The organism is Kribbella orskensis, assembly GCF_004342085.1.
Classification (GTDB): Bacteria; Actinomycetota; Actinomycetes; order Propionibacteriales; family Kribbellaceae; genus Kribbella; species Kribbella orskensis.
Map to the genome: position 1 here is coordinate 282,605 of NZ_SLWM01000005.1, position 23,930 is coordinate 306,534.

Sequence of the window (23,930 nt, forward strand, 5' to 3'; positions counted from 1 at the left end):
GAGTACTGCCACGAGGGCGGCGGCGATCACCAGTTGGAGGGTGGCTGAGAAGGCGGGAGCTGAGGGCGTTTCGAGCTGAGCCAGGTGAGGTGGGGCCAGGCTCGGCCGGTGAGGGCGACTGCCACGGCGAACAGGCCGAGGCCGATCAGCCAGAGCCACGGCGGGAACTCGTGCCAGTCGACCGTAGTACGGGCGAAGAGCAGGAAGAGGACGCCGGCCGCCAGCACGATCAGGAGGTCGAGGCGGTCGCGGAGCCGCTTCGTGGAGATCTGCAGCGGATAGGCGATCACCAGCGCCGGCAGGATGATGTCCCTCATGACGCCGCCAGCAGTTCCTGGGCGAAGTCGTCGACGTCGGCAGCGACATCCGACAGCACGACCACCGCTCGTTTGCGTTCCAGGTCGAGGCCGACGAAGGAGCGGTAGTCGCCGGTGCCGCCGTTGTGCCAGACCATCGCGTGGTCGGTCCCGCGCAGCGGGCTGGTGATCCAGAACATGCCGATCTTGTCGCCGCCCTCGAAGTCCCGTTTGGGCGCCAGCGCCTCGACGCCGATTCCGCGCAGTCGTGACTGCAGCAGCAGCACGGCCACCGCGACCAGGACGGCGATCAGTTTCATGCTTACCTCTCCAGGGCCACCAGGATCGCCAGCAGGGCGACGACCCGGGTCGGGGGTACAGCGAAGCTGCCCCGACCCGGACTGTGCAACCAGCCCTCGGCGGTCAGCTGCCGAAGATGGTGGTAGATCTGCCCGCTCGTGCCAAGACCTTCGACCGCACTGAGCGCGCTGACCGTGGTCCGGCCGTGCACGATCTCCCGCAGCAGCGTCAGCCGCACCGGGTTGCCGAGCGCCGCCAGGGCCGAAGCCCGCTGGGACCAGTCCGCCTCCAGTACTTCGGGCGTCGTGCGGCCGTACTGCCAATCGATCTGCCGGTCGTTCGGCAGGGTCACGCTGCCGGTGTAGAGCACAGCGCCGGGCGGCGGCACTCGCTCCTTCAGCGCCGCGAGCGCGAAGAAGGCCTCAGGATCGAGGCCGGCCGGCAGTACCTCCCCGTCGTCGGGTCGAAGGCGTGGCCCGGCCGCGGACTCCAGAGCGGCGATCCGCCGCTCCAGCTCCTCGAGCCGGTTATCCACAGCTTCTTCCACATTGAGGATAGTACGTAGTTACGTAGCTATTGCAAGTACCAAAGCTCTCTAAAGTAGGCGGGTGCGTGATGACGAGGTGCCGGGCTGGTGGCAGCGGTTGGGGTTGAGCGGACTCGTGGACGTGCACGTCCACTTCCTGCCGGACTCCGTGATGAACGCCGTCTGGTCGTACTTCGACCAGGCCGAGGAGCACTACGACGTCGCCTGGCCGGTGAATTACCGGACGCCGGTGGCTGATCGGCTCGCCACGCTCGAGGCGTTGGGCGTCCGGGCCTTCCCGGCGCTGGTGTACCCGCACAAGCCGGACATGGCCGCATGGCTCAACACCTGGGCCCGGGACTTCGCCGCGCAGACACCCGGCTGTGTTCCGAGCGGGACGTTCTACCCGGAGCCGGGCGCCTCGCAGTACGTGAAGGAGGCGTTGGAGCTCGGGACGCGGATCTTCAAGGTGCACGTCCAGGTCGGGGGCTACGACCCGCGCGACGAGGAGCTCGACGCGGTGTGGGGCCAGCTGGCCGAGGCCGGAGTACCGGTGGTGGTGCACTGCGGGTCCGGGCCGATCCCCGGTCGCCATACCGGTCCCGGGCCGATGGGCGAGGTACTACGGAAGCACCCGCGCCTGACCGCGGTGATCGCGCACCTGGGGATGCCGGAGTACGCCGAGCACCTGGCGCTGGCCGAGACCTATCCCAACGTCCACCTGGACACCACGATGGCCTGCACGCCGTTCACCGAGGCGATGGCGCCGATGCCGCGCGACCTGCTCCCGCGCTACGCAGCCCTGCAGGACCGGGTCGTGCTCGGCTCGGACTTCCCGAACATCCCGTACGAGTACGCGGTACAGCTGGAGTCTCTGGAACGGCTGGACCTGGGTGACGAGTGGTTGCGAGCCGTCTGCTGGGAGAACGGAGTACGGCTACTCGGCGGGTAGCTGCGCGGCGAACCAGGCCAGGGTGAGTCCGGTGAGGATCGCGTCGCGGTCGAGGTCCAGGTTGACCAGCTGGGCGTTCCAGGCGAGCAGTGCGGTGCTCAGGACCAGCGCAGACACCCGCTGACCCTCGTTGAACGCGGTGAGGTTCTCGTTGAACCAGCGCACCTCGGCCAGCTCCGACGCGTCGAGCCCACGCTGCTCGGCCCGCGCCTCGGTGACCTCCGTGTACGCCGGGGTCGCGCTGACGCCGAACCGGTCGTCGCCGACCTGGTAGTCGTCGTACCCGAGGCGGCGCATCAGCTCGTCCCAGCCGGCAGCGCTGCGCTGGCTCGGTGAACCTTCGGGCGGTCCGGCCAGAGCGGTCCAGGCGATCGAGGGGATGACCAGGTGGAAGGTCCCCTGCGCCTCATACGGCACCGCGGCGTCGAGGACGTCCATTACGCCGCTGGGCCAGGCGTGGGTGAGCAGCACCGGCCTGGCGTCGGGGTCGGCCGAGCGGAGGTGCAGGAAGTGCAGGAACTGCCCGGCGATCTCGGTGGTGTAGTGGTCGTAGGTGTTCAGCCGGGCCTCGTGCTCGCGCCAGTCGTAACCGTTGAGCCAGTAGTCGAGCAGATCGTCGGCGTACACAGCGGGCACGATCCGATCCAGGCCGGCCGCGATGTAGTCGCCACCGTCCCGGAACGCGCGCAGCCGCTGGTACAACGCTTCGAGATCCCCTTGCGGCACGCGCAACCGCAGCTCGCGTATCTCTGCCGTCTGCTCAATCCCCACGCATCGACCTCGCACTCCCCCGCCTCGACCCCGGCACGCCGACCGCGCCGTCTCCCAGCATGACGCCTCCGACCGACGGTTTGTTCTGGGTCTCAGGCAATCTGTCGACGATTTGCAGCTTGTTGCAACGAACAAAGCTCGCGAACCCTCTCGCCAGGTGACGAACGGGACGGGCCCCGGGTTACGCGGCCGGCTTGGCAACAAGGCGACATCTGGTCTGCACCAGAGTTCAGCAGAGTCCGCGAGAGCCCGTCCGAGGCTTGGCCAGGACCATTGCTGGCGCTCATTCCAACGTTGTACTGTCGTCTGCGACCGCATCCCTCCACCTCTCGGGAGTCCTCGATGCCCAGCACCCCGCCCAGCTCGCAACCTCGCTCCGAGCACCCCCGGCCGCAGTTCGTCCGGCCCGACTGGCTCTGCCTGAACGGCGAGTGGCAGTTCGAGATCGACCGGTCCGACTCCGGGCTGGAGCGCGGTGTGGCGAATCGCGAGCTGCAGCAGCGGATCGTCGTGCCGTTCGCACCCGAGACCGAGCTGTCCGGGATCGCGAACGTCGACTTCCTCGAGGCCGTCTGGTACCGGACGACGGTGACCATCCCGGCCGGCTGGGCCGGCAACCACGCGATCCTGCACTTCCAGGCCGTCGACCAGGACGCCACAGTCTGGGTCAACGGCGTCGAGGTGGTCCGGCACCGCGGCGGCTTCACCCCGTTCAGCGCCGACCTGTCCGGCGTCGCGTCACCGGGCGAGGAGGCCACGATCGTGGTCCGCGCCCGCGACAGCCGGTACGGCGTACAGGCGCGGGGCAAGCAGACCACCAAGTACTTCAACTCCGGGTGCCACTACACCCGGACGACCGGCATCTGGCAGACCGTCTGGCTCGAGGCGGTGCCGGAGGTCCACTTGCTGCGCCCGCGGATCACCCCGGACGTGGCCGGCTCGACCTTCCACGTCTCCATGCCGATCTCGGCCAACAAGCCCGGCTGGAAGGTCCGGGCGATCATCTCCGACGGCACCGGCGAGGTTGCCACCGCCGAGGTCCGCGCCGACCTCGATCTCGCGCCGCGCCTGGTGCTGCCGATCCCCGCCGACCGCGTTCGCCTGTGGGACACGACGGACCCGCACCTGTACGGCGTACGACTTGAACTGGTGGATGCCGACGGCTCCGTGGTGGACGCGGCCGACAGCTATGCCGGGCTGCGGTCCGTGTCGATCAACGGCCAGGCCGTGCTGATCAACGGCAAGCACGTGTTCCAGCGGCTCGTGCTGGACCAGGGCTACTGGCCGGAGAGCTTGATGACGGCTCCTTCGGAGGAGGCGCTGGTCGCGGACATCGAGCTCAGCCTGGCCGCCGGGTTCAACGGCGCGCGGCTGCACCAGAAGGTGTTCGAGGAGCGGTACCTGTACCACGCGGACCGGCTGGGCTACCTGGTCTGGGGCGAGTTCGGCGACTGGGGCGGGAACGTTGCCGAGGGCACCCAAGAGGACAACCAGCAGCCGACCGCGTCCTTCGTGACCCAGTGGCTGGAGGCGGTCGAGCGCGACTACAACCACCCGTCGATCATCGGCTGGTGCCCGCTGAACGAGACGCACCAGTTGCTGCATGACCGGATCACCCAGCTGGACGACGTGACCCGGGCGATGTTCCTGGCCACCAAGGCGGCGGACGCCACCCGGCCAGTGCTCGACGCGTCCGGCTACTCGCACCGAGTGCCGGAGACGGACATCTGGGACTCGCACAACTACGAGCAGGACCCCGTCGAGTTCGGCAAGCAGATGGCGGGCCTCGCCGACGGTACGCCGTACGGGAACACGGGTTGTTCGGAGGATCGGCCTATCTCGCAGGTGTACAACGGGCAGCCGTACTTCTGCAGCGAGTTCGGCGGCATCTGGTGGAACCCGGAGGCAGCCGCGGCGGCCGCCGGCAACAACACGAACGAGTCGTGGGGCTACGGCCAGCGGGTCAAGGACGAGGGTGACTTCTACGAGCGCTTCACCGGGCTGGTCGACGTACTGCTCGACAACCCGCTGATGTTCGGCTACTGCTACACCCAGCTGACGGACGTCTTCCAGGAAGAGAACGGCATCTACCGCTTCGACCGCTCCAACAAGCTGGACGTGCCTCGCATCCAGAGCATCCAGACGCGGGCTGCGGCGTACGAGAAGGACTGAAGCTCTAGACGGTCCCGGTCGCCCACTGCAGGCCCAGGCTGCTGAGGGCGACCGAGACCCAGAGGATCGCGCCGAGCAGGACTGGACGGAAGCCCGCGGCGCGGAGTTCGGCCGGGCGGAGGGAGAGGCCGATCGCGACCAGGGCCGAGGTGATCAGGAAGGTGCCGAGCAGCGAGAGGTTCTCCTGCCAGCCGTCCGGGACCAGGCCCGCGCTGCGCAGACCCGCGGCGGCGATGAAGCCGATCAGGAACAGCGGGACCATCCGGCGCCACGGCAGGCGCTTCTGCACGCCCACACCCGCTGAGGACGCCGAGGTCGCCGCGAGCGCCGCGGCCGCGCGGGCTTCGCGGCGGGACTTGAGGATCACCAGGCCGAGCACGATCGGGACCAGCATCAGCGATCGGGTCAGCTTGACGACCAGCGCCTGATCCCCCGCCTCCTGGCTGTACGCGTAGCCGGCGGCGACCACCGATGAGGTGTCGTTGATAGCGGTTCCGGCCCACAGACCGAAGGACTCGGCGCTCAGTCCGAGCAAGTGGCCGAGCGGCGGGAACAGCAGCACGGCGGCCACGTTGAAGGTGAAGATCGTGGCCAGCGCATAGGCCACCGAGGACCGCTTCGCCCCGATAGCTGCCGTCGCTGCGGCGATCGCCGAGGCCCCGCAGATCGCAGTACCGACTCCGATGAGGGTCTGGGTGTCGCCACGCACACCCAGCAGGCGGCCGAACAGCCAGGCGCCGCCGAGAGCCACGGTCAGAGTGCCGAGCATGACCGGCAGCGAGCTACCGCCAACGCGGACCACCTGCTGCAAGGACAGGCCGGTACCGAGTACGACGATCGACAACTGCAGGAGACTCTTCGAGGCGAAGTCATAGCCGGGCCGGCAAGCATCCGCTCGCAGCGGGCGGACGAGCAGGCCGGCGAGCACGCCCAGCACGATCCCGAACACAGGACCGCCGATCACGGGAACCAGGCGGCCGAGCGGAACAGCCACGGCGGCCAGCGCCAGCACGATCAGCAGACCGGGAACCCGAGCGAGAAGGCGTTCAGCGAAGCTCGGAGCCTTGTCTACGTGCGCCGTGACAGCAGTGGAGGGCACACCTGGTGACCTAACCTCTGTGTGCAGCACGCGCCGGACCCCCTCGAGACTAAATGTGCGTACATTTAAGTTAAGAGATGACCGGACATTTGGCAAGACGGGCAGGATCCGACTCGACGCAAGGACCCCGATGAGCGAGCGCAAGCTGGACCGCACCGGTGGACAGCCGCTGTGGAAGCAGTTGCAGCAGGAACTGGTACGCCGCTTGCGCGCGGGCGAGTTCGACGACCTCTTCCCCGGGGAGCTCGCGCTGGTCGAGGAGTACCAGGTCAGTCGGCACACGGTCCGGCAGGCGCTCAGCAAACTCCGGGCCGACGGCCTGATCGTCGCGGAGCGCGGGCGGCAGCCGCGGGTCGCCACCTCGCCGGAGATCCGCCAGCCGATGGGAGCGCTGTACAGCCTCTTCTCCTCGGTGGAGGCGTCGGGCCTGACACAGCACAGCGTCGTACGGGCGCTGGACGTGCGGGCGGACGGGGTCATCGCCACCCGGCTGGATCTGGAGGCGTCGAGCCCGCTGGTCTATCTGGAGCGAGTGCGATTCGCGGGAGACGAGCCGCTGGCGATCGACCGGGTCTGGTTGCCCGCATCACTCGCCGAGGGCCTGCTGGACGCGGACTTCAGTCACACCAGCCTCTACAACGAGCTGGCCGAGCGGACCGGGCTCCGGCTCGACCACGGGCGCGAGGACATTCGCGCGGTGAACCCGACCCCGGCGGAGCGCGCGTTGCTGCACTGCCCGGCGGACGCCGCCGCGTTCTCGATCAACCGCGTCGGGCACTCGCAGGGACGCAAGATCGAGTGGCGGCACACGATCGTCCGCGGCGACCGGTTCGCGCTGGCCGCCGAGTTCTCTGCGCACGAGGGCTACCGCCTGGCGCCCGCGTCGACCGGTACCGCGCTTTCCTAGCCCTCGCACTCCCAGGACAAGGGGAGCCTTCTTCAGCCAGGTCGCGCGACGGAGAGTCGGAGCAGCCTGCAGATCGATCGGTCCGCCGGTGGCAAGCGAACTAGGAGAAGTTGCAGATGACCACGACTGTTCCCGGCGGCGCCCTCACGCTCGCGGACAACCTCACCATCGGCCGGATGGGCTACGGCGCCATGCAACTGGCCGGCCGCGGCGTCTTCGGTCCACCGAAGGACCACGCCCAGGCTCTCGCCGTACTCCGCGCGGCGGTCGAGCTCGGCATCACCCACATCGACACCAGCGACTTCTACGGCCCGGCCGTTACGAACGAGCTGATCAGGGAAGCCCTGCACCCCTACCCGGCCGACCTGCGCATCGTCACCAAGGTCGGCGCCCGGCGCGGTGCCGACGCCAGCTGGATCCCGTCGCTGGATCCTGTCGATTTGAAGGCGCAGGTTCGCGAGAACCTCGAGCACCTCGGCCTGGAGACGCTGGACGTGGTCAATCTCCGCGCCCCGGGACACGAGGAGACTTCTGACGTGTCCATCGCCGAGCAGTTCAGCGCGCTCGCCGAGTTGCAGGAGGAAGGGCTGATCAGGCACCTCGGCCTGAGCGGCGTCTCCGACACCCAGCTGACCGAGGCGCTGACCATCGCGCCGGTCGTCACCGTGCAGAACCTCTACAACCTGGCCAACCGCCAGGACGACGCGCTCGTGGATCGCTGCGCCGCGGAGAACATCGCCTTCGCGCCCTTCTTCCCGCTCGGCGGCTTCACGCCGCTGCAGTCCGAGACGCTGACGAAGGTCGCGACCCGGGTGAACGCCTCGGCGCAGCAGGTCGCCCTGGCGTGGTTGCTGCAGCGCTCTTCGACCATCGTGCTGATCCCCGGCACTTCCTCGGTGGAGCACCTTCGGGAGAACGTCGCCGCGGCCGAGCTGGTGCTGCCTGAGGATGCCGTCGCGGAGCTGGACACCATCGGCCGGTAGGGACGCTCAGTTCAGAGGGTGGTGGATTGCAGGTGGTCGACCACGACGAAGGACGAACCGGCAGCGGTGGCTGAGGCGCGGAGCTTGGTGAGACCGCCCCAGTCGACCGCCGGCTTGTCCAGCGGCTGATCGAAGTCGTCCCAGTGCGTGGCGATCACCGTCTTCACCGGCTTGATCGTCTGAAGCAGCCGGTCCGTGACTCCCGGCTCGCCGCCCGGCGCCGCCAGCACCACGTCCACCTGCAGGTCCTTGAGAGCCACCGGGTCGAAGCCCGCAGTACTGAGACTGAGGATGCGCAGGCCGCCGATGGTGATCACGTACGCGAGCGTGCCGCCCTCCACCAGGTCGTCGATCGTCCGCGGCTTCGGCGGTACTGCGCCCGGCCGGGTGCCGGGGTAGGCGAACTGGTGCCGCGTCCCGCCACACGAGTGCAGCGACCTGAACACCTCGATCGTGAAGCCCTCGAAGGGCAGGTACTCGCCGCCCGTCACCTGGGACAACTGGTCCGACGGCGCGCGCAGTGCCCGCAACAGGTTGAGGTGGGTCTCGTTGCCGAGCACGGTCGCCTTGGTCTTCCGGGCGATGTACGGCACGTCTGGCAGGTGGTCGTAGTGGCCGTGGTGCACGAGGATCGCGTCCGCGGTGGTGACGTAGCGGTCGATGACCGACGGCTTGCTGATGATCTTCGTCTTCGGATCGGCGCCTTCCGCCGTGTAGGTGCCGGTGTGGAACCGGGTCAGCCACGGATCGGTCAGCACTACCTTGCCGCCGCTGCGGATCTGCCAAGCGTGGTTGCCCCACCAGGTGAACTCCACCGGCTGCCGCTCGGCTCCAGCCTCTGCTTGTGCGCCTGCTTGTGCAGCCCCTGTTTGTGCGGCATCGGCTGAGCCGGCTGCGCGCAGACCGACGGCTCCGGCAGCGCCGACCGCTGCCGCCGTTGCTCCCGCGAGCACTCCTCGTCGACTCAAGGTCACGTTGTCTCCCTCGTCTGGTACGCCGGTCGCGCGACCGGCCTGGTCGCCCAGTCAAGGCGAGGCGCATCCGCCATGTCGAATATGCTCTTACATATGAGTCGATCCTCTGGTGATATCGCCGCAGGTCAGCGGGGTTCTACGCCGTGCTGACCGAGCGATACCTGCAGATCTTCGTGGCGCTCGCCGACGAGCAGCACTTCGGCGACGCCGCCCGAGTCATCGGAATCACCCAGCCTCCGCTCTCCCAGGGACTCCGTCGGTTGGAGGCTCTTGTCGGCGCGAAGCTGTTCGAGCGAGGGCCCGGCCGGGTGGAGCTCACCCCGGCCGGCAAGGCCCTGCTTCCGCACGCCCGGCGAGCTCTGAACGCGATCGACGAGTTCCACCACGCCGCGAGCGCGCAGGACCCCGAAGGCGTGGAGATCCGGCTCGGACTCGCTCCCGAGGTGCCCGCCGCCGTCGGCGCCGCAGTGGCAGCCGCCTGCAGCGCAGCAGTACGCGGTAGCAGGGTTTCGGTGATCTCTGCGCCGACCAGTTCGCTCGTGCAGCAGGTATCAGCCGGGCGGCTGGGGCTGGCCGCAGTACTGCATCCGGCCGTGCTCGACGGGCTCGAGGCTGGGCCGGTCACGTTGATGCCTACCTCGGCGTTAGTGCCTACTGCGCTCTATCCGGACGACGGCGCTGCTTTGCCGCTCGGCAAGCTGCAGGGGCTGCCGATAGCCGTACGGCCGCGTGCGGAGGCTCCTGCAGCTCGGGACCTCTTCCTGGACACGCTTGCTCTGCACCGCCCGGGTGGCGGCACAGTGATCGTCACCGACGAGCGGGCCGGCCTTGCGATGGCTGCGGCCGGTCAGGCGATCGTCGTGACGCCCGAGCCGTCCTTGGCGGCCGCAGGAGTTGGCAGGCACCCCTTGATCGACGACCCGCTGCCAGTGCGGCTACGGCTCGTCTGGCCGCAGTCCCGTACTCCGAACGCGTTGCCGGCTGAGGTCATCGCGCAGCTCAGCCGGGCCCTGGAGACGCCGTGAACGCCCGGATCCGCGCGGTCTTCGACGACGCGGGTGCTCGAGGCTGGCTGCATGCGATCTCGCTGGACCGCCCGGAGGACAGCGTCGAACTGGACGCGGACGTGGTCGTGCCGATCGCGTCGGTCTACAAGTTGCCGCTGCTCGCCGGGTTCTGCCGGCTGGTCGACGCCGGCGAGCTCGATCCGTGCGAGCAACTCACGCTCTCCCCGGAGTCCCGCATCCCCGGGCCGACCGGGCTGTCGATCCTGGCCGATCCGGTCACCATGTCGTTGCGCGATCTGGCCGTCACGATGATGAGCGTGTCCGACAACGCGTCCGCGGACGCGTTGCTGAACAAGGTCGGGCCCGGTCGGCTGGCGGAGCTCCTGCAGTCCGTCGGGTTGGAGCACACCCGGGTACGGCGAGGGGCTGCGGGCAACCTCGTCGAACTCGTCCGGCGGACCGGGGCGAGTGACCCGGACGCGGCGTTCGCAGTACTGGCTGATAACGATCAGACGGATCCGGCCGGGGTGTATGACGCGGCGAATCTGTCGGCCGGCTCTGCTCGGGACATGACGTTGCTGCTGCGCGAGGTATGGGGCGGGCGGTTGTTGTCGGAGGGGCAGACGGCGTTCGTGCGGAGGGCCATGGAGCAGCAGGTGTTCACGCAGCGGATCGCGGCGGGCTTTCCGCATGACGGGGTGCGGATCGCGGGGAAGACGGGGACGTTCGGAGCCCTGCGGCACGAGGTCGCCGTGGTGACGTTGCCAGGCGGCGACGCCTACGCGGTGGCCGTCTTCACCCACGCGGCCCGAGGTGATCGACGGCTTCCTCGCGTCGACGCCGCCATCGGCGAGGCCGCCCGCCTGGCCGTCGACCACCTCCGCTGAACGCCTTCCGTTGGACGCTTCCCGCTGAGGCTTGGCCGGCCTCTCGGTCTCAGTCCACGACGACCGCGTAGGCCTCGATCTCGAGGAGAGCGTCGGGGCTGAAGAGGGCGACCACCTGCACCGCAGTACTGGCCGGTGGGTTGGCAGTGTCGACGTACGCGTCGCGGGCCGTGCGGACGGCGGGCAGGATGCCGATGTCGGTGACGTAGAAGTTCAGCTTCACCACGTCCGCGAAGGTCGCGCCGGCGGCGGTCAGGCAGCGGTCGAGGTTCGCGAAGACCTGCTGGGCCTGGGCCGCAGGGTCCCCGAGACCGACGAACTTGCCGTCGGCGTCGAGCGACACCTGGCCGGCGATCGCGACCCAGCGACCGGGCCCGGTCGCGACATGGCTATAACCGTTGCCCGGGGCAACACCTTCGGGCGACGGATGGGAGATCGGACTCACAACACACCTCCAGTGATCAGACCCCCATCCTCCCCCGCCCCCGGTCCACCATCTCTTCCGCCCTTGACTTCGCAGGCGCCCCGTGACGCTGCACGAGTCAACACTTTCCGCGACCTCCGGCTGGTGCTAGGTCAGCGGTAGGCGTCTCGGTGCGGAAGCTCTCGCCGAGCTGCGACCCGAGCGCGAAGTAGTGGCGGAAGTTGTAGATCAACGGCGACCAGGCGCCCGGATCGACGTACGACGTGCCCGGTACGACGACGCGGTGGTCGGCGTGGACGCGGAGGACCTTCGCCTGCACGATCAGGAAGTTGCCCTCGGCATCTAGATCGGCATGGACGGCGTGTGCCTCGAACTGCAACGGGCACTCGGCGACCCTCGGCGGACGGACCAGCTCAGACTCCACCGGCGTCAGCCCGGCGGCCTCGAACTTGGCCGGCTCGTGGCGGAACCTCGCCCGCTTGTGCTCGGGAACGGGGTCACGCCCAGTCACGCCGGCGATCCGCTCGACCGACTCCCAGAGTTCTGGCGAGGGGAAGTTGATCACCAGGTCCGGCCGCCGCTGCAGGTTGTACGCCGTCTGGCCCTCCGCGCCGAATCCCAGCACCACCACGTCCCCGAGGGCCCACGCGGACGACATCGGCGCGAGGTTGAAGGTGCCGTCGCCGTTCTCGGTGGAGATCAGCTCGACCGGCGTTCCGACGTACAGGATGGACGGTTCGATCGTCAGGTGCGTCATGCCTGCGACGCTAGGAGCGGGTTGCTTCGGCCCGCGCCGAACTGACCGCGAGGCAGGATGGTGCTGTGAACACATCCACCGAAGGGCAGGAGCTGGCCGCCTGGGCCAAGATGCTCGCGGATTCCACCCGGGCGACGGTGTGCCTCGCGCTGCTCGACGGACGTGCCTGGACGGCGACCGAACTCGCCAAGCTGGCAGGGGTTTCCCGGCCGACGATCAGCGAGCACCTCAACCTGCTGGTCGACGGCGGACTCCTGTCCGAAGTACGGCAGGGCCGGCATCGCTACGTGAAACTGGCGGGGCCGGAGACGGCCGAGCTGCTCGAAGGACTGGCCGCGCTGGCGCCCCGGCGTACGGAGGTCGCCAACAGCCTGTCGGCGGCGAGCAAGCGTGACGCGTTCGCGCGGGCTCGCACTTGCTACGACCACTTCGCGGGGAAACTCGGGGTCGCGTTGACCGACGCGATGACGGAGCGCGGCCTGCTCGACTGGTCCGACGGGGTCGCGCTCACCCCCGAAGGCGCCCGCTGGCTGGACGAACTGGGCATCGCGGTCGAGTCGCGGCACGGGCGCCCCGCAGTACGGTCGTGCCTGGATGTGACCGAGCGACGGCCGCATCTGGCCGGTGCCGTCGGGGCCGCATTGTGCACACACGCTTTGCAGCAAGGCTGGGTGACACGCATCACGGGTGGGCGGGCACTCAAGGTGACCGGTTCGGTGGAAACTTTCGGCCTGTCTGTTGGAGTGGTGCGAGAACTACTCTCCAGATCGTGAGACCGACGGCAGAAAACACACCTTGGACAGGCAATTGTCGGTGAAACCGCTTAGCCTTCGGCCATGACTGAGTTCGAGCCCGACACCGAGCTGGTGTCCCGTCTCTCGCTGCCCAGCCACGTCATCGTCCTCGCGGACGGCCAGTGGCGGCCTGCGTGGCTGATCGGCCGCGAGCACGAGGAGACCGGATGGACCGGCATGGTGCAGTACGAGGGCGACGACGGTATCGAGCGAACCGAACGGCTGCCCGCCGACCGGATCGCGCTGCCGGAGTCGGACCGACCGACTGAGCGAGCGTCGTAGAAACCACGGCGTAGGAGGAAGAACCGCGAGAAGGCCCCCGGAGAGTTCTCCGGGGGCCTTCTCGCGTAACGACTGGAGTCGGGGCGCCTCAGGGCGACAGACGAGAACCCCGTCCCAGGCCCTTCGGGCGGTTGGCCTGGGACGGGATCCTCAGTGGCGTTACACACGGTGTATCGCTCGTCACTACCCCGGCGTTACAGACTCGCGGAGATTTCCTTTGCTCAGCAGAGTTCCTGAATTGTTCAGGAGAGTTTCCGGGTGGCGATCAGCCGCTGCGCGACGTCGCGCAGCTTGACGTTGGTGTCCTGCGAGTAGCGACGCAGTACGGCGAACGCCTGCTCGTCGGTCAGGTCGAACCGTTCCATCAGGATGCCCTGCGCCTGGCCGATCAGTTTGCGCGCCTCGATCGCCTGCCACAGCGTCGACTCGCTACGGGCGTTCGCGACCGCCACCGCCGCGTGGTCCGCGAAGACCTGGGCGATGGCCTGGTCCGCGGCGGTGAACCGTTGCTCGGCCTTGTCGTAGAGGTTCAGCGCGCCGATCGTCGTCGTCGGCGTACGGAGCCGGACACTCAGGACGCTGCGCAGACCGACGATCGCGACCTCGGCGGACCAGGCCGGCCACCGGGCATCGCTCGCCGCGTCAGCGCAGACCACGCTCTCCTCGTCGTGGATCGCGGCGTAACTGGGGCCTTCCCCCGTCTCGACCTGCAGCCGGTCGGCCTCCTCGACGAGCGCATCGGTCGATGCGGCAGACTCCAGGCGGCCACCTCGGTGCAGCAGCACGACACTGGCGTGCTGAGTGCCGATCGTCGACTGGACGTAGTCGAGGAACCGCTCCGCGGTCTGCTCGACATCGGGTTGCTCGTGCAGGGCCAGCGCCATCTGAGCCAGTTCCTGGGCGAACTTGTCCTTCACTCGGCAGTCACCGAGCAGGGCAGGGGGATTCTCACCGTCGGTGCATCCTCGCGGGTCGGTACCGTCTATCGCGGGCGGCATGCTGCGCCACCGGCTGACTTCCCAACCGAGGAGAACCATACCCCGGCCGCCGGGAGATATGCGGCGGTCCCGGCGCACGTCTCTGAACGCCGGGACCTGGAGTGGCCAACCTCTCGAGCGACCGGACGCTCCTGACCCTCAGGTGCCCCTTGAACCGATGGCCAATCAGGTTTTCGGCTACTGTCCGCCCAGATTTTCTGTCGCTGTGCGATCAGATTTGCTCGTGTCCCTCTAGAAGTGCTCTGGTCCTTCTAGAAGTGAACGGCGAGCAGGACCCGGCCGGACTCGGAGCCGCGGATGTCGAGAGTCTTGATCTCGTTGCGGTGCAGCTTGGTCGTCGCGGCCGGCTTGACGGTCGTACCGGGCGCCGCGGTCCAGCTGGCCAGCAGCGTGGCCTTGCCCGCCTGGTCCGTGACGTACAACTCGTAGCCCCGGGCCCGCTCGCTCGGGGTGGCGAGCTGCTCGTACCGGCAGCTGATCTCGATGGTCGTCCCCCACGGCTCGTCCACCAGCCGAGCGTCCGCGGACAACTTGCTCGAGACCGTCTGCGCGAGCACCACGGTCTGGCCCGGCGGCCCGTCGCCGCCCAACTGCCCGGCCACGATCGCGCCGGTGACGGCCGCCGTGGCGGCGACGCCCGCCACCACAGCGGCGTACAGGCGCCTCTTCCTGCGCCGGTCGCGTTGCACCCCGCGGATCAGCTTCGGCAACAGGTTCGGCGGGGCGGCGGTGATCGTGGCGAGCGCCCGGTCGTCCGGCAGCATCGCCAGAGTCCCGGGTACTCCGGCCAGCGACGCCACCTCCGCCGAACAGTCGGGACAGCTGTGCAGATGCTCCTCATAGGCCCGCCGGTCCTTCGCCGACAGGGCCCCGAGCAGGTATGCCGCGTCCCACTCCCGGTACGGGTCGCTCATTCCTTCGTCACCCCGCTCTCCTGCAGCGCGAGCCTCAACGCCCGCAACCCGTAGTGCAACCGCGATTTCACCGTGCCAGCCGGGATGTCGAGCTCCTCGGCGATGTCGGTGATCGTGCGGCGTCCGTAGTACGCGCGCACGATCACCTGCCGGTGATCGTCCGACAACTGGGCCAGCGAATCCGCCACCAGCCACGCATCCAGTACTGCGTTCGCGTGGTCGGCGCTCGGTCTCTCCGGCAGGTCGTCACTGGCCACCTCCCGGGTGACGCGCGCACTGCGCCGGTCGTCGATGACGAGGTTGCGCGCCACCGTGAACAGCCAGGCCCGGGCCCTCGCCTCGTCCTCGGTCAGGATCTGCGGGCGCCGCCACGCCCGCAGCAGGGTCTCCTGAACGACGTCCTCGGCGGACCGGTCGTCCCCGGTCAGCCGGACCACGAACCGCCACAGCGCAGGCGCGTGCACGTCGTGCAGCTCGCGCAGCAGCGCCGTCGGCCATCGGCACTCCCTCGCTCGCGTACGAGTCATCATCCTGGCCCTGATCCTGGCCACTGAACAGGGTCGCTGCAGTCGGTCACTCGATCACTCGGTCGCCGGCTCGAGTTGCCGCGACTCCTGTGCTTTGAACACCGGGAGCCGCTCCAGGGCCCACGCGCCGGATCCGAGGAACGCGATCAGCAGGAACGCGAACGAGAACAGCGCAGCCTTCTCCCCACCGTTCTGCACCGGCAGCAACGCGCCTGCCTGGTGCACAGTGAAGTAGGCGTAGGCCATCGAGCCCGAGCTGAGCAGAGCGGCGTACCGGGTCCCCAGCCCGACCATGACGAACAGACCACCGACCAACTGGGTCGCCGAAGCCCACCAACTCGGCCAGACGAAAGCCTGCACCTTGTCGTCCCCGAACACCCCGAACAGGGCGGCGGCCCCATGAGTGGCGAACAAGAACCCCACTACGATCCGGAAGACAGCGAGTACATGGTCCTGCCAGCGCTCCAGCACAGTCATAGCTCACTTCTCAGGTGAACGGACGGATTCACGCACCACCGGCAGAGGTCGGCCACCGGCAATGCCCTCACCTCTCCAGAACGGGCGAGGGGTCCATCCGGTTCAACCCCGAGTGATCTTCCGATCACCCTCCGGCACCAGCTGGCGCACTGGTCTACCCACCAGCAGGTCGTTTAGCGCCCCACCCCCAAGACCTGACACACTGTTCCCCACACCCAGGGCCTCTAGCTCAATTGGCAGAGCAGCGGACTTTTAATCCGCGGGTTGTCGGTTCGAGTCCGACGGGGCCTACCAAACACCCAGGTCAGGGCGCACACGCCCGCAGCGGCCACCCACTCAGCCCACACCTTTGCCACCTTTTTCGCTGTCCGGCTGACCCTCCACAGCCTTGCCGAACACCGCATCCATCGCCTCGACCACCTGCGGATTCCGGATCTTGCGGCCGAGATACCCGTCCTGCGTCATCGAGACTCGACTGTGGCCGAGATGATCAGCGATCTGACGAGCGCTCTGGCCCGCGTCGTCCAGGATCGTCGCCAGCGTCTTCCGGAAATTGTGTGACTTGACCCACTCCAGGGACGCCACCTCCGCCCTGACCTTCCGCAGTTCTCGCAAGGTATTGGTGGGGTCGCGAAACCCGCCGACGCTGTCTGGGAACACAGGCCAATCGAGTTTCACCCCCGCATCGAATCGACGGCTCAACATGTCGCGGACTCGCTGAGGAAGACCAAGCGACCGCTCCCCCGCTTCAGACTTGGTTGGCCGGCGCACGAGGCCCTGGCCCGTGATTCGACTGATCGTCCATTCGATCTCGACCATCCCTACCGACAGGTCGACCTCGCTCCAGGTAAGAGCGAGGGCTTCACCGATTCGAACCCCGGTGCCGAGCATGAAGATGCTCAAATCGGGGATGTCCTTTCTGATCGCACGCTCGTTTTCCGAAACCGCCTGGAGCCAGAGTTCCACCTCTTCGACGGTCAACGACCGGGCCAGCTTCTTCTGACGGGGTCTCTCGATGCGGCGGATCTCACGCACGGGGTTGACGGCGATCGGCCCGCTCCGAACGGCGAGACCCATCACCCCAGATGTCACGCTCCTGCACAGTTTCGCCGTCGGCACGCCCGTGTCCGTCTTGACCTTGCGGATGAAGGTATCGACCCGCGCCGTGGTCACCTCCGCGAGCCTCAACTCCCCCAAGGCAGGACGGACATGCTTTTCCAGAACGGACTTGTAGCTCTGAACTGTGCCCGGCGAACGAGATCCGTCCCGCACCAGTTCCTCGATCTCCCGGACCCATTCATCGGCAATCTCACTGAACCGATGACTCGGTGTCCAAGTGCCGGCCTTGCCCATCTTGGCGCGCTCACTGAGTGCGCTCTGGAGACTCGACCTCGCGGCACCCTTGGTCTTCCCTCGACGTTCGACACGAACAAGCTTGCCATTGAAGTCGCGAAAGTTGGTGATAGCTCGGTACGCCTTACGCCCATTGGCATCGGTGATCTCGTGCGTCCTGATGAGACCCCAAGTGCCGATCGAGAGTGGCTGGCGGGGCATGCCTAAACAGCTCCTTCCAGCGACTTGAGCCAGCGGTGAACGACTTCCCGCTCATAGCGCACGTATCTGCCGATCCGGACGCCCTTGGGTCCGTACCCGGTCGTTCGCCAGCGATACAGAGTCGGCACCGGGATGCCGAGGAACTCAGACAAGTCCTCGATGCTCCAGAGCCGTTCATCACGATGCTTCGGTACAGACACTTCACTCCTCCTTCGTTGACAGTTAGGTGTCAGTCCTCGTTGATCTCGGCAATCAGGTCCTTAACGAGCCGTCGGTGTTCACGTGCTTTGGCGGCGGCGGTGTTGGCGAGGAGTGCGTCGCCGATGGTGCGCCAGCCGGTGTTGGCGTAGGTGAAGTTGCCAACGATGAGGGTGGTTTCGGTGTCGCCGGTGTGTTCGACGGTGCGGTGCCGGTCGCGTCGCCAGTTCGCCCGTGCCTCTCGCAGCGCTTTGAGGGTGGTGGAGTACTGGCGGGACTTGGTGGAGAAGTGGCCGCCGAAGCCGAGCATGTGCGCCCACCGCTGCAAGCGGCGGTAGGACAGGCGTCCGGAGTTCTTCGCGGCTTCGGCTTCGTCGAGGTCGGAACCGGGGCGTCCGAGCCGCCAGCACGCGTCGACCAGTCGGCCGGCATGGGTGTGCCGGGTGGCGTACCGGTTGACGGTCGCGTTGGTGAGCCGTGCCGATGAGTGGCCGCTGGCCTCGGCGCCTTTGGTGGCGTACTTCGCGAGGTATCCGGCCACGGCGGTTTCGGTGATGACACCGTCGACGGCTTGCCGGACGGGTTTCACGTCGAGTTGCTGGCCCCATTGGATGAGCCACCCGTCGGGGTTGTCGGGGTGCGGCAGGGACCGGAAGCGGGTGGTTTCGACGGCGTGCCTGATGGCCGCGGCCAGCAGGGTGAAGTCGGCTGCGAGGTGGGGCACGACCAGGAGCTTGGGGTCGAGGGGGTTGGTGCCGTCGAGGCGGATGAGGGCGTGGAAGTGGGCGACGCCGCGGGCCTGCATTTCGGCGACCTTGCCGTAGGACAGTTTGAGGGTGACGCGGTGTTTCTTGGCCCAGGCGCGGAGGGTGTCTTTGGCGCGGTCCATGGTGCGGCGCCACAGTTCGCCGGACAGGACGTTCCAGACGACCTGGTGGTCGTGGTCGTAGCAGTCCAGGCACAGCGGGGTGCCGAGGATCTTCTCGCCGTCGCGGTGGATCTGGGTGCAGCGTTGGTCGATGCCGTGGGGGCACGGGTCGGGTTTGCGGCGTGGCCGGCAGATCTGGTTGCGGAGTTGCCCGTCGTGGCCGCGGGTCTTGCGGGCGGAGTGGACGGGCCCGAAGGAGGGTGCGGTGAAGGTGACGAACGCGCACGGGTGTTGCTGGACGGTCGTGGGGATGCCTTTGCCTCCGGTGAGGCCTGCGAGGACGAGTTGGTAGGTGTCGCCTCGGTAGGTCCCGGCGCAGGAGGGGCAGACGGCGGCGCGGCGGTTGCCGCAGGCTTTGTAGATGACGCCGTCTGGCATCTGGTCGGTGTGGCGGGTGGAGATGATCCGGCCGGTGCGTTCGGACACGATGTGCGACTCGCCGCGGAGTTGGATCGGGCGGGAGCATCCGGCGGCCGAGGCGGTGTGGTCGAGCCAGGCGTCGTAGTCGGCGGTGGTGGCGGCGCGGTGGATGGCTTCTTCGAGCCCTGAGGCGGCGTTGTAGCGCTTGCCGGGGTCGACGGCTGGGCGGGTGTTCCCGGTGGCCTGTGCTAGCCCTTCGAGGCCGCTCAGGACGTCTTGGGTGTTGGCGCGGGCGGTGGTCATGTTCGGCCTCCTTTCGAGACTGGCGGGTGACGTTTCGAGCGGTCGGTGGTGGGCACTGAGGTGGGATCGGCTGGCTCCGATCTCGAGCGGATCCAGACGGGCGCCGCTGGTGTCAGGGAGCCAGGCGTCGGGCCGCGAGTTCTTCCGGTCGGTCGTAGGTCTGGGGCGCTACGGGGGAGCTGACCGGAAGGACTTGCGGTTGACAGTTACGTGTCACGCGATGCCGGCCGGAGCTGGTTCGAGTGCTGGGGTGCCGAAGAGGTGGTAGCCGCAGCCGACGCAGTAGCGGCCGACGGTGGTTTCGCCGAGGACGACAGCACGGAGGCCGGCAAACCATGTCCGCTGCTGAGGTGGTTTGCCATCTGACCGTTGGCTCCCGCATCGCCCCGCTAGCGATGATGGGAAGTGCGGTTCGGCCCGGCACGCGTCAAGGGCGCCTCCGGCGTCGCTCCGCGATCGAGCAAGCTCGCCCCCTGACCCGCACCGACCCGAACCTAAGGTCGGCAGCTATCGGGGCGATGCGGGAGGACTGCCCGCGCCCTTGACACGTAACTGTCAGCTGGTTGCACTCGATATCGCGCCGGTGTATCGGCGATCTATGGTGCGTCCCGAGGAGTTGAGGAACCATGGCTGACACCCGATACCGGGTCACGGCGGCATCCATCATGCTCTATCCACGCCACATGCTGGCACCCGAGGAGATCCCGCATGTCCGACCGGCGTGGACTCTTCCATCCGAGACCGAGTGGCTTGTCAGGGAAGTCCATGTGACCAAGGGGATGCTGCTACCCCCCAACGTGAACCCTCCCGACGTCGCGCAACTATTGAACGCCGGCCTCATCGAGGCGGTCGAGCCCGGCCTCCCAGCAGAGCCTTAGAGATGCCCTCTTCGCCTGGGCCAACAGCAACGCCCAACTGACCGGCCGAATCAAAGAACTCGCCCTGACGGAGTCCGATGATGCGGACCCGACCAACACGCGCCGCCAAGCAGCTGTCACCGCCACCGTCGAGGCGATCCGTATGGTTCAAGCCGCTCGCGCTGAGGTCGCTGGGGTTTACCGAGATCTGCACGTGAAAATGCCGCAGGAGTTCGAAGCCGGCCCATCCACGTAAACCACGCGCCGTGACGGATCCGCTTGACACGTGGGTGTCAAACAGCGCTAGTATCTCGCGCTCTGTGGGTGCAGCAGTAAAGTGCAGCAACCGGAGCAACCGGGACCGGCCACGGTATACCAGCCACGACCTCAGCAAAGCCTGGAATAACCGACTGTGACTGTGTTGCCCCGAGTTCGCAACGAGGAGGCCAGGGGTTCGAATCCCCTCAGCTCCACCCAGATCGGAGGCCCTTTCCGATTCGTCGGCGAGGGCTTCTCCTGTCCGGTGCAGCAGTAGGTCGTAGAGCAACGGGAGAAGAAGTGTCGGAGGGCTGCCGGACCGCCTTACCGCTGGCAACCGGTGTCGCTCAGGTACATCACCAAGTAGAGCCCGGATAGCCAGACGCTGGACGGTGCAGCGACGCGACTGCACACTCATGCCAAGGCGGCAATGCGTGGCGCCGAAGCTGCGCTGATCGGTTCACCGGCAAACACGTCCCGGATGGAGGTGGTTGGTGTGTCGTCGGATCGACAGGAGCCACCCGAGCCGAACCTGCCCGGCCCGCTGGCACCGCTCGCTGACAAGGACGGTCGAACGGTGCTCGATCAGGACGGCAACCCGGTGATGATCCCGGTCACACCGCCGGACGAGACTGTTGCCGTGCTGCCGCCGGGGACGGTGCGTCGGACGGTGACCTTCCCGGACGGTTCGGTGGGCGAACAGATCAGCATCGTCCTCAAGTAGTCGCACTTCCAACGTAGCGGCCCTCCGAGGGTTTGCTCGGGGGTCGCTGTGTCTTGTGGGGCGGTGGTTGTCAGTAAGGTGATTGCGCGAGGACCAAGGCCGCCAGGCCGGCTGGTAGTTGCAGCCGCAGTTGCAGTTCATCCAGATCCGCAGGTGTCCCCCGAGGTACAGCAGTCGGAGTAGGAGCCTGAGATGAACTACAGCGAACTCCAACGGATAGGGGATGGGCGAACTTGAACCTCGCTGCGCTGCCGCACGGGACGGATCCTCTCGCCCGTCGACCACAGTCGCGCTAGTCTTCGCGGGCACACCTGCGGCAGGGAGGAGGTACCGATGAACATCAGCGCCGTCGTCGAAGTGAACGTCTGGGATCGGATGCGTAACTCGAGGCGCCAATCGCCCCCAGTGGCTTGGCTTTTCCGGCTGGTCGGCGTCGGATACCTCGTCTGGGTCATCGCCTTCGACCTCCCCACCCCATACATCCTGGTCGCAGTGTTGGCCGGCCTCGCACCTGAGTCGCGCGGCATCTTCATGCATCTGAGTTCGCGGAAGTATGGGCGGACGTACAGCTACGTCCTCTCCGACGAAGGCATCAACATCCGTACACGCCTCACCAATCTCGATGTCGCCTGGGACGGGATTACCCACTGCAGGGAGACCAAACGGCACTGGATCATGCGCTTTCCCGGCGGTGGAGTCCTGCACGTGCCTAAGCACGCACTCACCCCCGTGGACAGGCAGGCCGTCCGAGAGGTGCTCGCCCAACACCGGCTGATCAAGGACGAGCAGCCGCGGACCACGGCCTAGTGTGGGTGAGCCCAGCACAGAGCCGGGCGGTGACGCGGCACGACTTACGGGTCGGGATTCGACGGGTAACGTCCGGGAACGAGCAGCAGCGACGAACCACCGCCACGCGGCGGATGCCCTAGAAATAAAGGGCTTTCGGGCAACAAGGAGCAGCATCGAGTAGATCAGCCCGATTATCAGCGGGTACGGGGTCCGAGTCCCTAACGCCGTTCGTTCGGCCGTCGGCTGCGCAACCAGGGTGGCCGGCGCGTCCCCAGTAGGCCCTCAATGCGACCCCCGCCCATGGCAGGAAGAGTCAGGGGTCGATCGGCGATCCGGAGGACTGCCCAGGTGCTTCATACGTAACCGTTGGTCAGTGACGCGAGTCCTCGCAGGATCGGCCACACTTAGCCTCATGCATTGGTTGCTCCGAGCTTGGCGACGCGGGTGGTTGGTCCCGGTCTTCGTCGGGGCTGCCGCACTTGCACTGGCCGGTGCATTCATGAGCAACGTCATCGACGAGTACGACGCTCGGGCAATCCTTAGAGCGAGAGGCCAGCATGTTACGGCCACCGTAACCGAGGTGACCGAGTACAACAGATCGAAGCAGTCGCTTGGCGTTCGCGCCGCCCTGCCAGATGGCCGGCTAATCGATGTGGATTTTGCCGAAAGCAGCCAGCTCGGCGCCACGGTCGGGCAGCCCATCCAGGTCACAATCGACCCCCGTGACATACGCACCAGCATGCCCACTGACCAGTTGAACAACGGACAATCCTTCGCGACCGGGCTGGCTGCACTAAGTGGCCCCCCGGCTCTATTCGCAATCGGCTGCTTCGTGTTTGCCTTCATCAGAGCCAAGGAGACAGCCCGCCGCACTGATACGTAGGCGTGAGGTATCGCTGGATCAGGCTGCCGGTCCCCATATGCGTCCTGTCGCGGCGGCGGTATCTGCGCAACGGACGCGGGAAACACGGCAAGTAGTGAGGACTGAGGCCCACCTCTTTGGCCACCTCTTTGGATACGAAACACCGCAACATGACGGCGAATGGCAACAACTACACTGTGTGAGAGTTCCCAGCTCAGGCGGCGATATCGGCGATCGACGCGCATCAACTGCAGGTGTGGATTCCCAATCCGCGGTTTGTCGGTTCGAGTCCGACGGGGCCTACCACGTACCAACGGACCCACGCAGCTCCTACGAAGTGTTGCGGCGGAAGGTCTGATGCCTTCGTAGCGGCCCGCGTGGGTGCCCCACCGCCGCGTGACACGGTTCGTGACGCGAACTCGAATCAACTGACGCTGGAGAGCCGGAGGCCTCCAGTTGGTCGACAGGTTCACGTCCTCCGGCCAGCCCTCGACCCGGGCGCAGGAGGTCCGGGCGGCTGGAAGTCGTCGAGCGGAACGACCCGTTGGTGGGCTTGAGGCCGTAGACCTCGCAGTACGCCGCAGGGAGGCGGATCGAACCGCCCATGCCCACCCGTGGCGGCACACACCAGGTAGACCCCGACCTGTGCGTTCTCGATCCGGCCCGCGGTCCCGGTGTACTGGCGCTGCACCCCGACCGTGTGGACGCCCTTCTTCAGTTCGCCGGTCTCATCGACCACCAGCACCGCGCCCGGGTCACCGAGATGATCCACCACGTAAGTCCGCAGGTCGTCACGCACAGCGTCGGCGTCCCACACCGCCCGAGCCAGCAGATGCTGCATGCCGTCCGGGGACGCCTCACCGGCGTGCTCGGCGATCGTCCAGCAGTTCACCCGCGGCAACCCGGCCAGCAACCCCAGCAGGAACAACCCGGCCCGCCGACGCGGCTCAACCTGGACGAACTGCGACGCGATCCGCCCCACCAACTCGTCGAAACCACGCCGCCACCGATCAGGGTCTACGCTATGGCACGCAGCCACCGCGCGACCGT

Annotated in this window: 28 protein-coding genes, 2 tRNA genes and 1 pseudogene; 14 read left to right on the forward strand and 17 right to left on the reverse strand. The window is 67.4% G+C overall.

What is annotated here, in order from left to right; all coding sequences use genetic code 11:
* Positions 1-26: 26 nt before the first annotated feature.
* Genes EV644_RS16725 through EV644_RS16735 form a run of 3 tightly spaced genes read right to left on the reverse strand, consistent with a single transcriptional unit; the run spans position 27 to position 1,143 of the window.
* Positions 27-317, reverse strand: a complete 291-nt coding sequence (locus tag EV644_RS16725; RefSeq protein ID WP_241998260.1) for a hypothetical protein — start codon at positions 315-317, stop codon at positions 27-29.
* Entirely contained in the window at positions 314-616 is a 303-nt protein-coding gene (locus EV644_RS16730; protein WP_199239857.1) for a hypothetical protein, read from the reverse strand. Before EV644_RS16730 ends, EV644_RS16725 begins: the two co-directional genes overlap by 4 nt.
* Positions 617-618: 2 nt before the next feature.
* On the reverse strand, positions 619-1,143 hold the full coding sequence (locus tag EV644_RS16735; protein WP_241998261.1) for an ArsR/SmtB family transcription factor: 525 nt from the start codon (positions 1,141-1,143) through the stop codon (positions 619-621).
* Between the two features lie 61 nt (positions 1,144-1,204).
* On the opposite strand from EV644_RS16735, the gene EV644_RS16740 reads away from it, so the two are divergent.
* The gene (locus tag EV644_RS16740; protein ID WP_132189188.1) at positions 1,205-2,074 is read left to right on the forward strand and encodes an amidohydrolase family protein; all 870 of its coding nucleotides are present in this window, start codon (positions 1,205-1,207) and stop codon (positions 2,072-2,074) included.
* Here EV644_RS16740 and EV644_RS16745 read toward each other — a convergent pair.
* A complete protein-coding gene (locus EV644_RS16745; RefSeq protein ID WP_132333378.1) occupies positions 2,060-2,845 on the reverse strand; it encodes an epoxide hydrolase N-terminal domain-containing protein in 786 nt (261 codons plus the stop codon). The genes EV644_RS16740 and EV644_RS16745 overlap by 15 nt on opposite strands.
* 342 nt (positions 2,846-3,187) lie before the next feature.
* On the opposite strand from EV644_RS16745, the gene EV644_RS16750 reads away from it, so the two are divergent.
* Entirely contained in the window at positions 3,188-5,017 is a 1,830-nt protein-coding gene (locus EV644_RS16750) for a glycoside hydrolase family 2 protein (RefSeq protein ID WP_132189190.1), read from the forward strand.
* A gap of 4 nt (positions 5,018-5,021) precedes the next feature.
* On the opposite strand, the gene EV644_RS16755 is transcribed toward EV644_RS16750, so the two are convergent.
* Entirely contained in the window at positions 5,022-6,116 is a 1,095-nt protein-coding gene (locus tag EV644_RS16755) for a YeiH family protein (protein WP_132189191.1), read from the reverse strand.
* 130 nt (positions 6,117-6,246) lie between these two features.
* Between EV644_RS16755 and EV644_RS16760 the strand changes: the two genes are divergently transcribed.
* The gene (locus EV644_RS16760; protein ID WP_132189192.1) at positions 6,247-7,023 is read left to right on the forward strand and encodes a GntR family transcriptional regulator; all 777 of its coding nucleotides are present in this window, start codon (positions 6,247-6,249) and stop codon (positions 7,021-7,023) included.
* Between the two features lie 116 nt (positions 7,024-7,139).
* Entirely contained in the window at positions 7,140-8,006 is an 867-nt protein-coding gene (locus EV644_RS16765; protein WP_132189193.1) for an oxidoreductase, read from the forward strand.
* 11 nt (positions 8,007-8,017) lie between these two features.
* Here the strand turns inward: EV644_RS16765 and EV644_RS16770 are convergent, their stop codons facing one another.
* Complete coding sequence (locus EV644_RS16770) at positions 8,018-8,980, reverse strand: MBL fold metallo-hydrolase (RefSeq protein ID WP_241998263.1); 963 nt, start codon at positions 8,978-8,980, stop codon at positions 8,018-8,020.
* A gap of 143 nt (positions 8,981-9,123) precedes the next feature.
* Here EV644_RS16770 and EV644_RS16775 point away from each other — a divergent pair, with 143 nt between their 5' ends.
* Together EV644_RS16775 and EV644_RS16780 are read left to right on the forward strand one after the other, a co-directional pair.
* A complete protein-coding gene (locus EV644_RS16775; RefSeq protein WP_132189194.1) occupies positions 9,124-10,005 on the forward strand; it encodes a LysR family transcriptional regulator in 882 nt (293 codons plus the stop codon).
* Positions 10,002-10,874 (forward strand): serine hydrolase, encoded by an 873-nt coding sequence (locus tag EV644_RS16780; RefSeq protein WP_132189195.1) that lies wholly within the window; start codon positions 10,002-10,004, stop codon positions 10,872-10,874. The genes EV644_RS16775 and EV644_RS16780 overlap by 4 nt, the downstream gene beginning before the upstream one ends.
* A 49-nt stretch (positions 10,875-10,923) precedes the next feature.
* On the opposite strand, the gene EV644_RS16785 is transcribed toward EV644_RS16780, so the two are convergent.
* Both EV644_RS16785 and EV644_RS16790 read right to left on the reverse strand, forming a co-directional pair.
* On the reverse strand, positions 10,924-11,319 hold the full coding sequence (locus EV644_RS16785) for a RidA family protein (protein ID WP_132189196.1): 396 nt from the start codon (positions 11,317-11,319) through the stop codon (positions 10,924-10,926).
* Between the two features lie 97 nt (positions 11,320-11,416).
* Complete coding sequence (locus tag EV644_RS16790) at positions 11,417-12,055, reverse strand: flavin reductase family protein (protein ID WP_132189197.1); 639 nt, start codon at positions 12,053-12,055, stop codon at positions 11,417-11,419.
* Between the two features lie 65 nt (positions 12,056-12,120).
* On the opposite strand from EV644_RS16790, the gene EV644_RS16795 reads away from it, so the two are divergent.
* Positions 12,121-12,828 (forward strand): ArsR/SmtB family transcription factor, encoded by a 708-nt coding sequence (locus EV644_RS16795; protein ID WP_199239858.1) that lies wholly within the window; start codon positions 12,121-12,123, stop codon positions 12,826-12,828.
* A 63-nt stretch (positions 12,829-12,891) separates the two neighbouring features.
* A complete protein-coding gene (locus EV644_RS16800) occupies positions 12,892-13,131 on the forward strand; it encodes a hypothetical protein (RefSeq protein WP_132189198.1) in 240 nt (79 codons plus the stop codon).
* A gap of 242 nt (positions 13,132-13,373) precedes the next feature.
* Here EV644_RS16800 and EV644_RS16805 read toward each other — a convergent pair whose 3' ends face one another.
* The 4 genes from EV644_RS16805 to EV644_RS16820 form a co-directional block, all read right to left on the reverse strand.
* Positions 13,374-14,048, reverse strand: a complete 675-nt coding sequence (locus EV644_RS16805) for a GAF and ANTAR domain-containing protein (RefSeq protein WP_241998265.1) — start codon at positions 14,046-14,048, stop codon at positions 13,374-13,376.
* Between the two features lie 332 nt (positions 14,049-14,380).
* Positions 14,381-15,043 (reverse strand): anti-sigma factor family protein, encoded by a 663-nt coding sequence (locus EV644_RS16810; protein WP_132189200.1) that lies wholly within the window; start codon positions 15,041-15,043, stop codon positions 14,381-14,383.
* Positions 15,040-15,573 carry a sigma-70 family RNA polymerase sigma factor gene (locus EV644_RS16815; protein ID WP_305000079.1) on the reverse strand — a complete coding sequence of 178 codons (534 nt, stop codon included), beginning with the start codon at positions 15,571-15,573 and terminating at the stop codon, positions 15,040-15,042. Before EV644_RS16815 ends, EV644_RS16810 begins: the two co-directional genes overlap by 4 nt.
* Before the next feature lie 51 nt (positions 15,574-15,624).
* Positions 15,625-16,047, reverse strand: coding sequence for a DoxX family protein (locus tag EV644_RS16820; RefSeq protein WP_132189201.1), 423 nt, complete (start codon positions 16,045-16,047; stop codon positions 15,625-15,627).
* A 218-nt stretch (positions 16,048-16,265) separates the two neighbouring features.
* Here EV644_RS16820 and EV644_RS16825 point away from each other — a divergent pair.
* Positions 16,266-16,341, forward strand: a tRNA-Lys gene (locus EV644_RS16825).
* 42 nt (positions 16,342-16,383) lie between these two features.
* Here the strand turns inward: EV644_RS16825 and EV644_RS16830 are convergent.
* The 3 genes from EV644_RS16830 to EV644_RS16840 are packed head-to-tail and all read right to left on the reverse strand — an operon-like array spanning position 16,384 to position 19,390.
* Complete coding sequence (locus EV644_RS16830) at positions 16,384-17,601, reverse strand: tyrosine-type recombinase/integrase (protein WP_132189202.1); 1,218 nt, start codon at positions 17,599-17,601, stop codon at positions 16,384-16,386.
* Positions 17,602-17,603: 2 nt separating this feature from the next.
* Positions 17,604-17,801, reverse strand: a complete 198-nt coding sequence (locus EV644_RS16835) for a helix-turn-helix transcriptional regulator (RefSeq protein WP_132189203.1) — start codon at positions 17,799-17,801, stop codon at positions 17,604-17,606.
* Between the two features lie 29 nt (positions 17,802-17,830).
* On the reverse strand, positions 17,831-19,390 hold the full coding sequence (locus EV644_RS16840) for a replication initiator (protein ID WP_199239859.1): 1,560 nt from the start codon (positions 19,388-19,390) through the stop codon (positions 17,831-17,833).
* A gap of 626 nt (positions 19,391-20,016) precedes the next feature.
* Between EV644_RS16840 and EV644_RS16845 the strand changes: the two genes are divergently transcribed.
* The 5 genes from EV644_RS16845 to EV644_RS44560 all read left to right on the forward strand — a co-directional run bounded on the left by EV644_RS16845 (position 20,017) and on the right by EV644_RS44560 (position 23,186).
* A complete protein-coding gene (locus EV644_RS16845) occupies positions 20,017-20,268 on the forward strand; it encodes a hypothetical protein (RefSeq protein WP_132189204.1) in 252 nt (83 codons plus the stop codon).
* Positions 20,269-21,001: 733 nt separating this feature from the next.
* Positions 21,002-21,229, forward strand: coding sequence for a hypothetical protein (locus EV644_RS16850; RefSeq protein ID WP_132189205.1), 228 nt, complete (start codon positions 21,002-21,004; stop codon positions 21,227-21,229).
* A gap of 333 nt (positions 21,230-21,562) precedes the next feature.
* Positions 21,563-22,036: a YcxB family protein gene (locus EV644_RS16855; protein ID WP_132189206.1), complete on the forward strand. Its 474-nt coding sequence runs from the start codon at positions 21,563-21,565 to the stop codon at positions 22,034-22,036.
* Positions 22,037-22,598: 562 nt separating this feature from the next.
* The gene (locus EV644_RS16860) at positions 22,599-22,901 is read left to right on the forward strand and encodes a hypothetical protein (RefSeq protein WP_132189207.1); all 303 of its coding nucleotides are present in this window, start codon (positions 22,599-22,601) and stop codon (positions 22,899-22,901) included.
* Positions 22,902-23,096: 195 nt separating this feature from the next.
* A tRNA-Gly gene (locus tag EV644_RS44560) sits at positions 23,097-23,186 on the forward strand.
* Between the two features lie 24 nt (positions 23,187-23,210).
* Here the strand turns inward: EV644_RS44560 and EV644_RS47765 are convergent.
* On the reverse strand, positions 23,211-23,486 hold the full coding sequence (locus EV644_RS47765; protein WP_132189208.1) for an amidase family protein: 276 nt from the start codon (positions 23,484-23,486) through the stop codon (positions 23,211-23,213).
* Positions 23,473-23,862, reverse strand: a pseudogene (locus EV644_RS16870) (IS701 family transposase); the annotation flags it as partial. The pseudogene EV644_RS16870 and the gene EV644_RS47765, both read right to left, overlap by 14 nt.
* Positions 23,863-23,930: the final 68 nt, after the last annotated feature.

Coding starts and splice junctions, on each gene's coding strand:
- EV644_RS16725 (WP_241998260.1), bottom strand. CDS start 317: ATGAGGGACATCATCCTGCCGGCGCTGGTGATCGCCTATCCGCTGCAG.
- EV644_RS16730 (WP_199239857.1), bottom strand. CDS start 616: ATGAAACTGATCGCCGTCCTGGTCGCGGTGGCCGTGCTGCTGCTGCAG.
- EV644_RS16750 (WP_132189190.1), top strand. CDS start 3,188: ATGCCCAGCACCCCGCCCAGCTCGCAACCTCGCTCCGAGCACCCCCGG.
- EV644_RS16760 (WP_132189192.1), top strand. CDS start 6,247: ATGAGCGAGCGCAAGCTGGACCGCACCGGTGGACAGCCGCTGTGGAAG.
- EV644_RS16765 (WP_132189193.1), top strand. CDS start 7,140: ATGACCACGACTGTTCCCGGCGGCGCCCTCACGCTCGCGGACAACCTC.
- EV644_RS16790 (WP_132189197.1), bottom strand. CDS start 12,055: ATGACGCACCTGACGATCGAACCGTCCATCCTGTACGTCGGAACGCCG.
- EV644_RS16800 (WP_132189198.1), top strand. CDS start 12,892: ATGACTGAGTTCGAGCCCGACACCGAGCTGGTGTCCCGTCTCTCGCTG.
- EV644_RS16810 (WP_132189200.1), bottom strand. CDS start 15,043: ATGAGCGACCCGTACCGGGAGTGGGACGCGGCATACCTGCTCGGGGCC.
- EV644_RS16815 (WP_305000079.1), bottom strand. CDS start 15,573: ATGATGACTCGTACGCGAGCGAGGGAGTGCCGATGGCCGACGGCGCTG.
- EV644_RS16820 (WP_132189201.1), bottom strand. CDS start 16,047: ATGACTGTGCTGGAGCGCTGGCAGGACCATGTACTCGCTGTCTTCCGG.
- EV644_RS16830 (WP_132189202.1), bottom strand. CDS start 17,601: ATGCCCCGCCAGCCACTCTCGATCGGCACTTGGGGTCTCATCAGGACG.
- EV644_RS16840 (WP_199239859.1), bottom strand. CDS start 19,390: ATGACCACCGCCCGCGCCAACACCCAAGACGTCCTGAGCGGCCTCGAA.
- EV644_RS16845 (WP_132189204.1), top strand. CDS start 20,017: ATGGCTGACACCCGATACCGGGTCACGGCGGCATCCATCATGCTCTAT.
- EV644_RS16855 (WP_132189206.1), top strand. CDS start 21,563: ATGAACATCAGCGCCGTCGTCGAAGTGAACGTCTGGGATCGGATGCGT.
- EV644_RS47765 (WP_132189208.1), bottom strand. CDS start 23,486: ATGGGCGGTTCGATCCGCCTCCCTGCGGCGTACTGCGAGGTCTACGGC.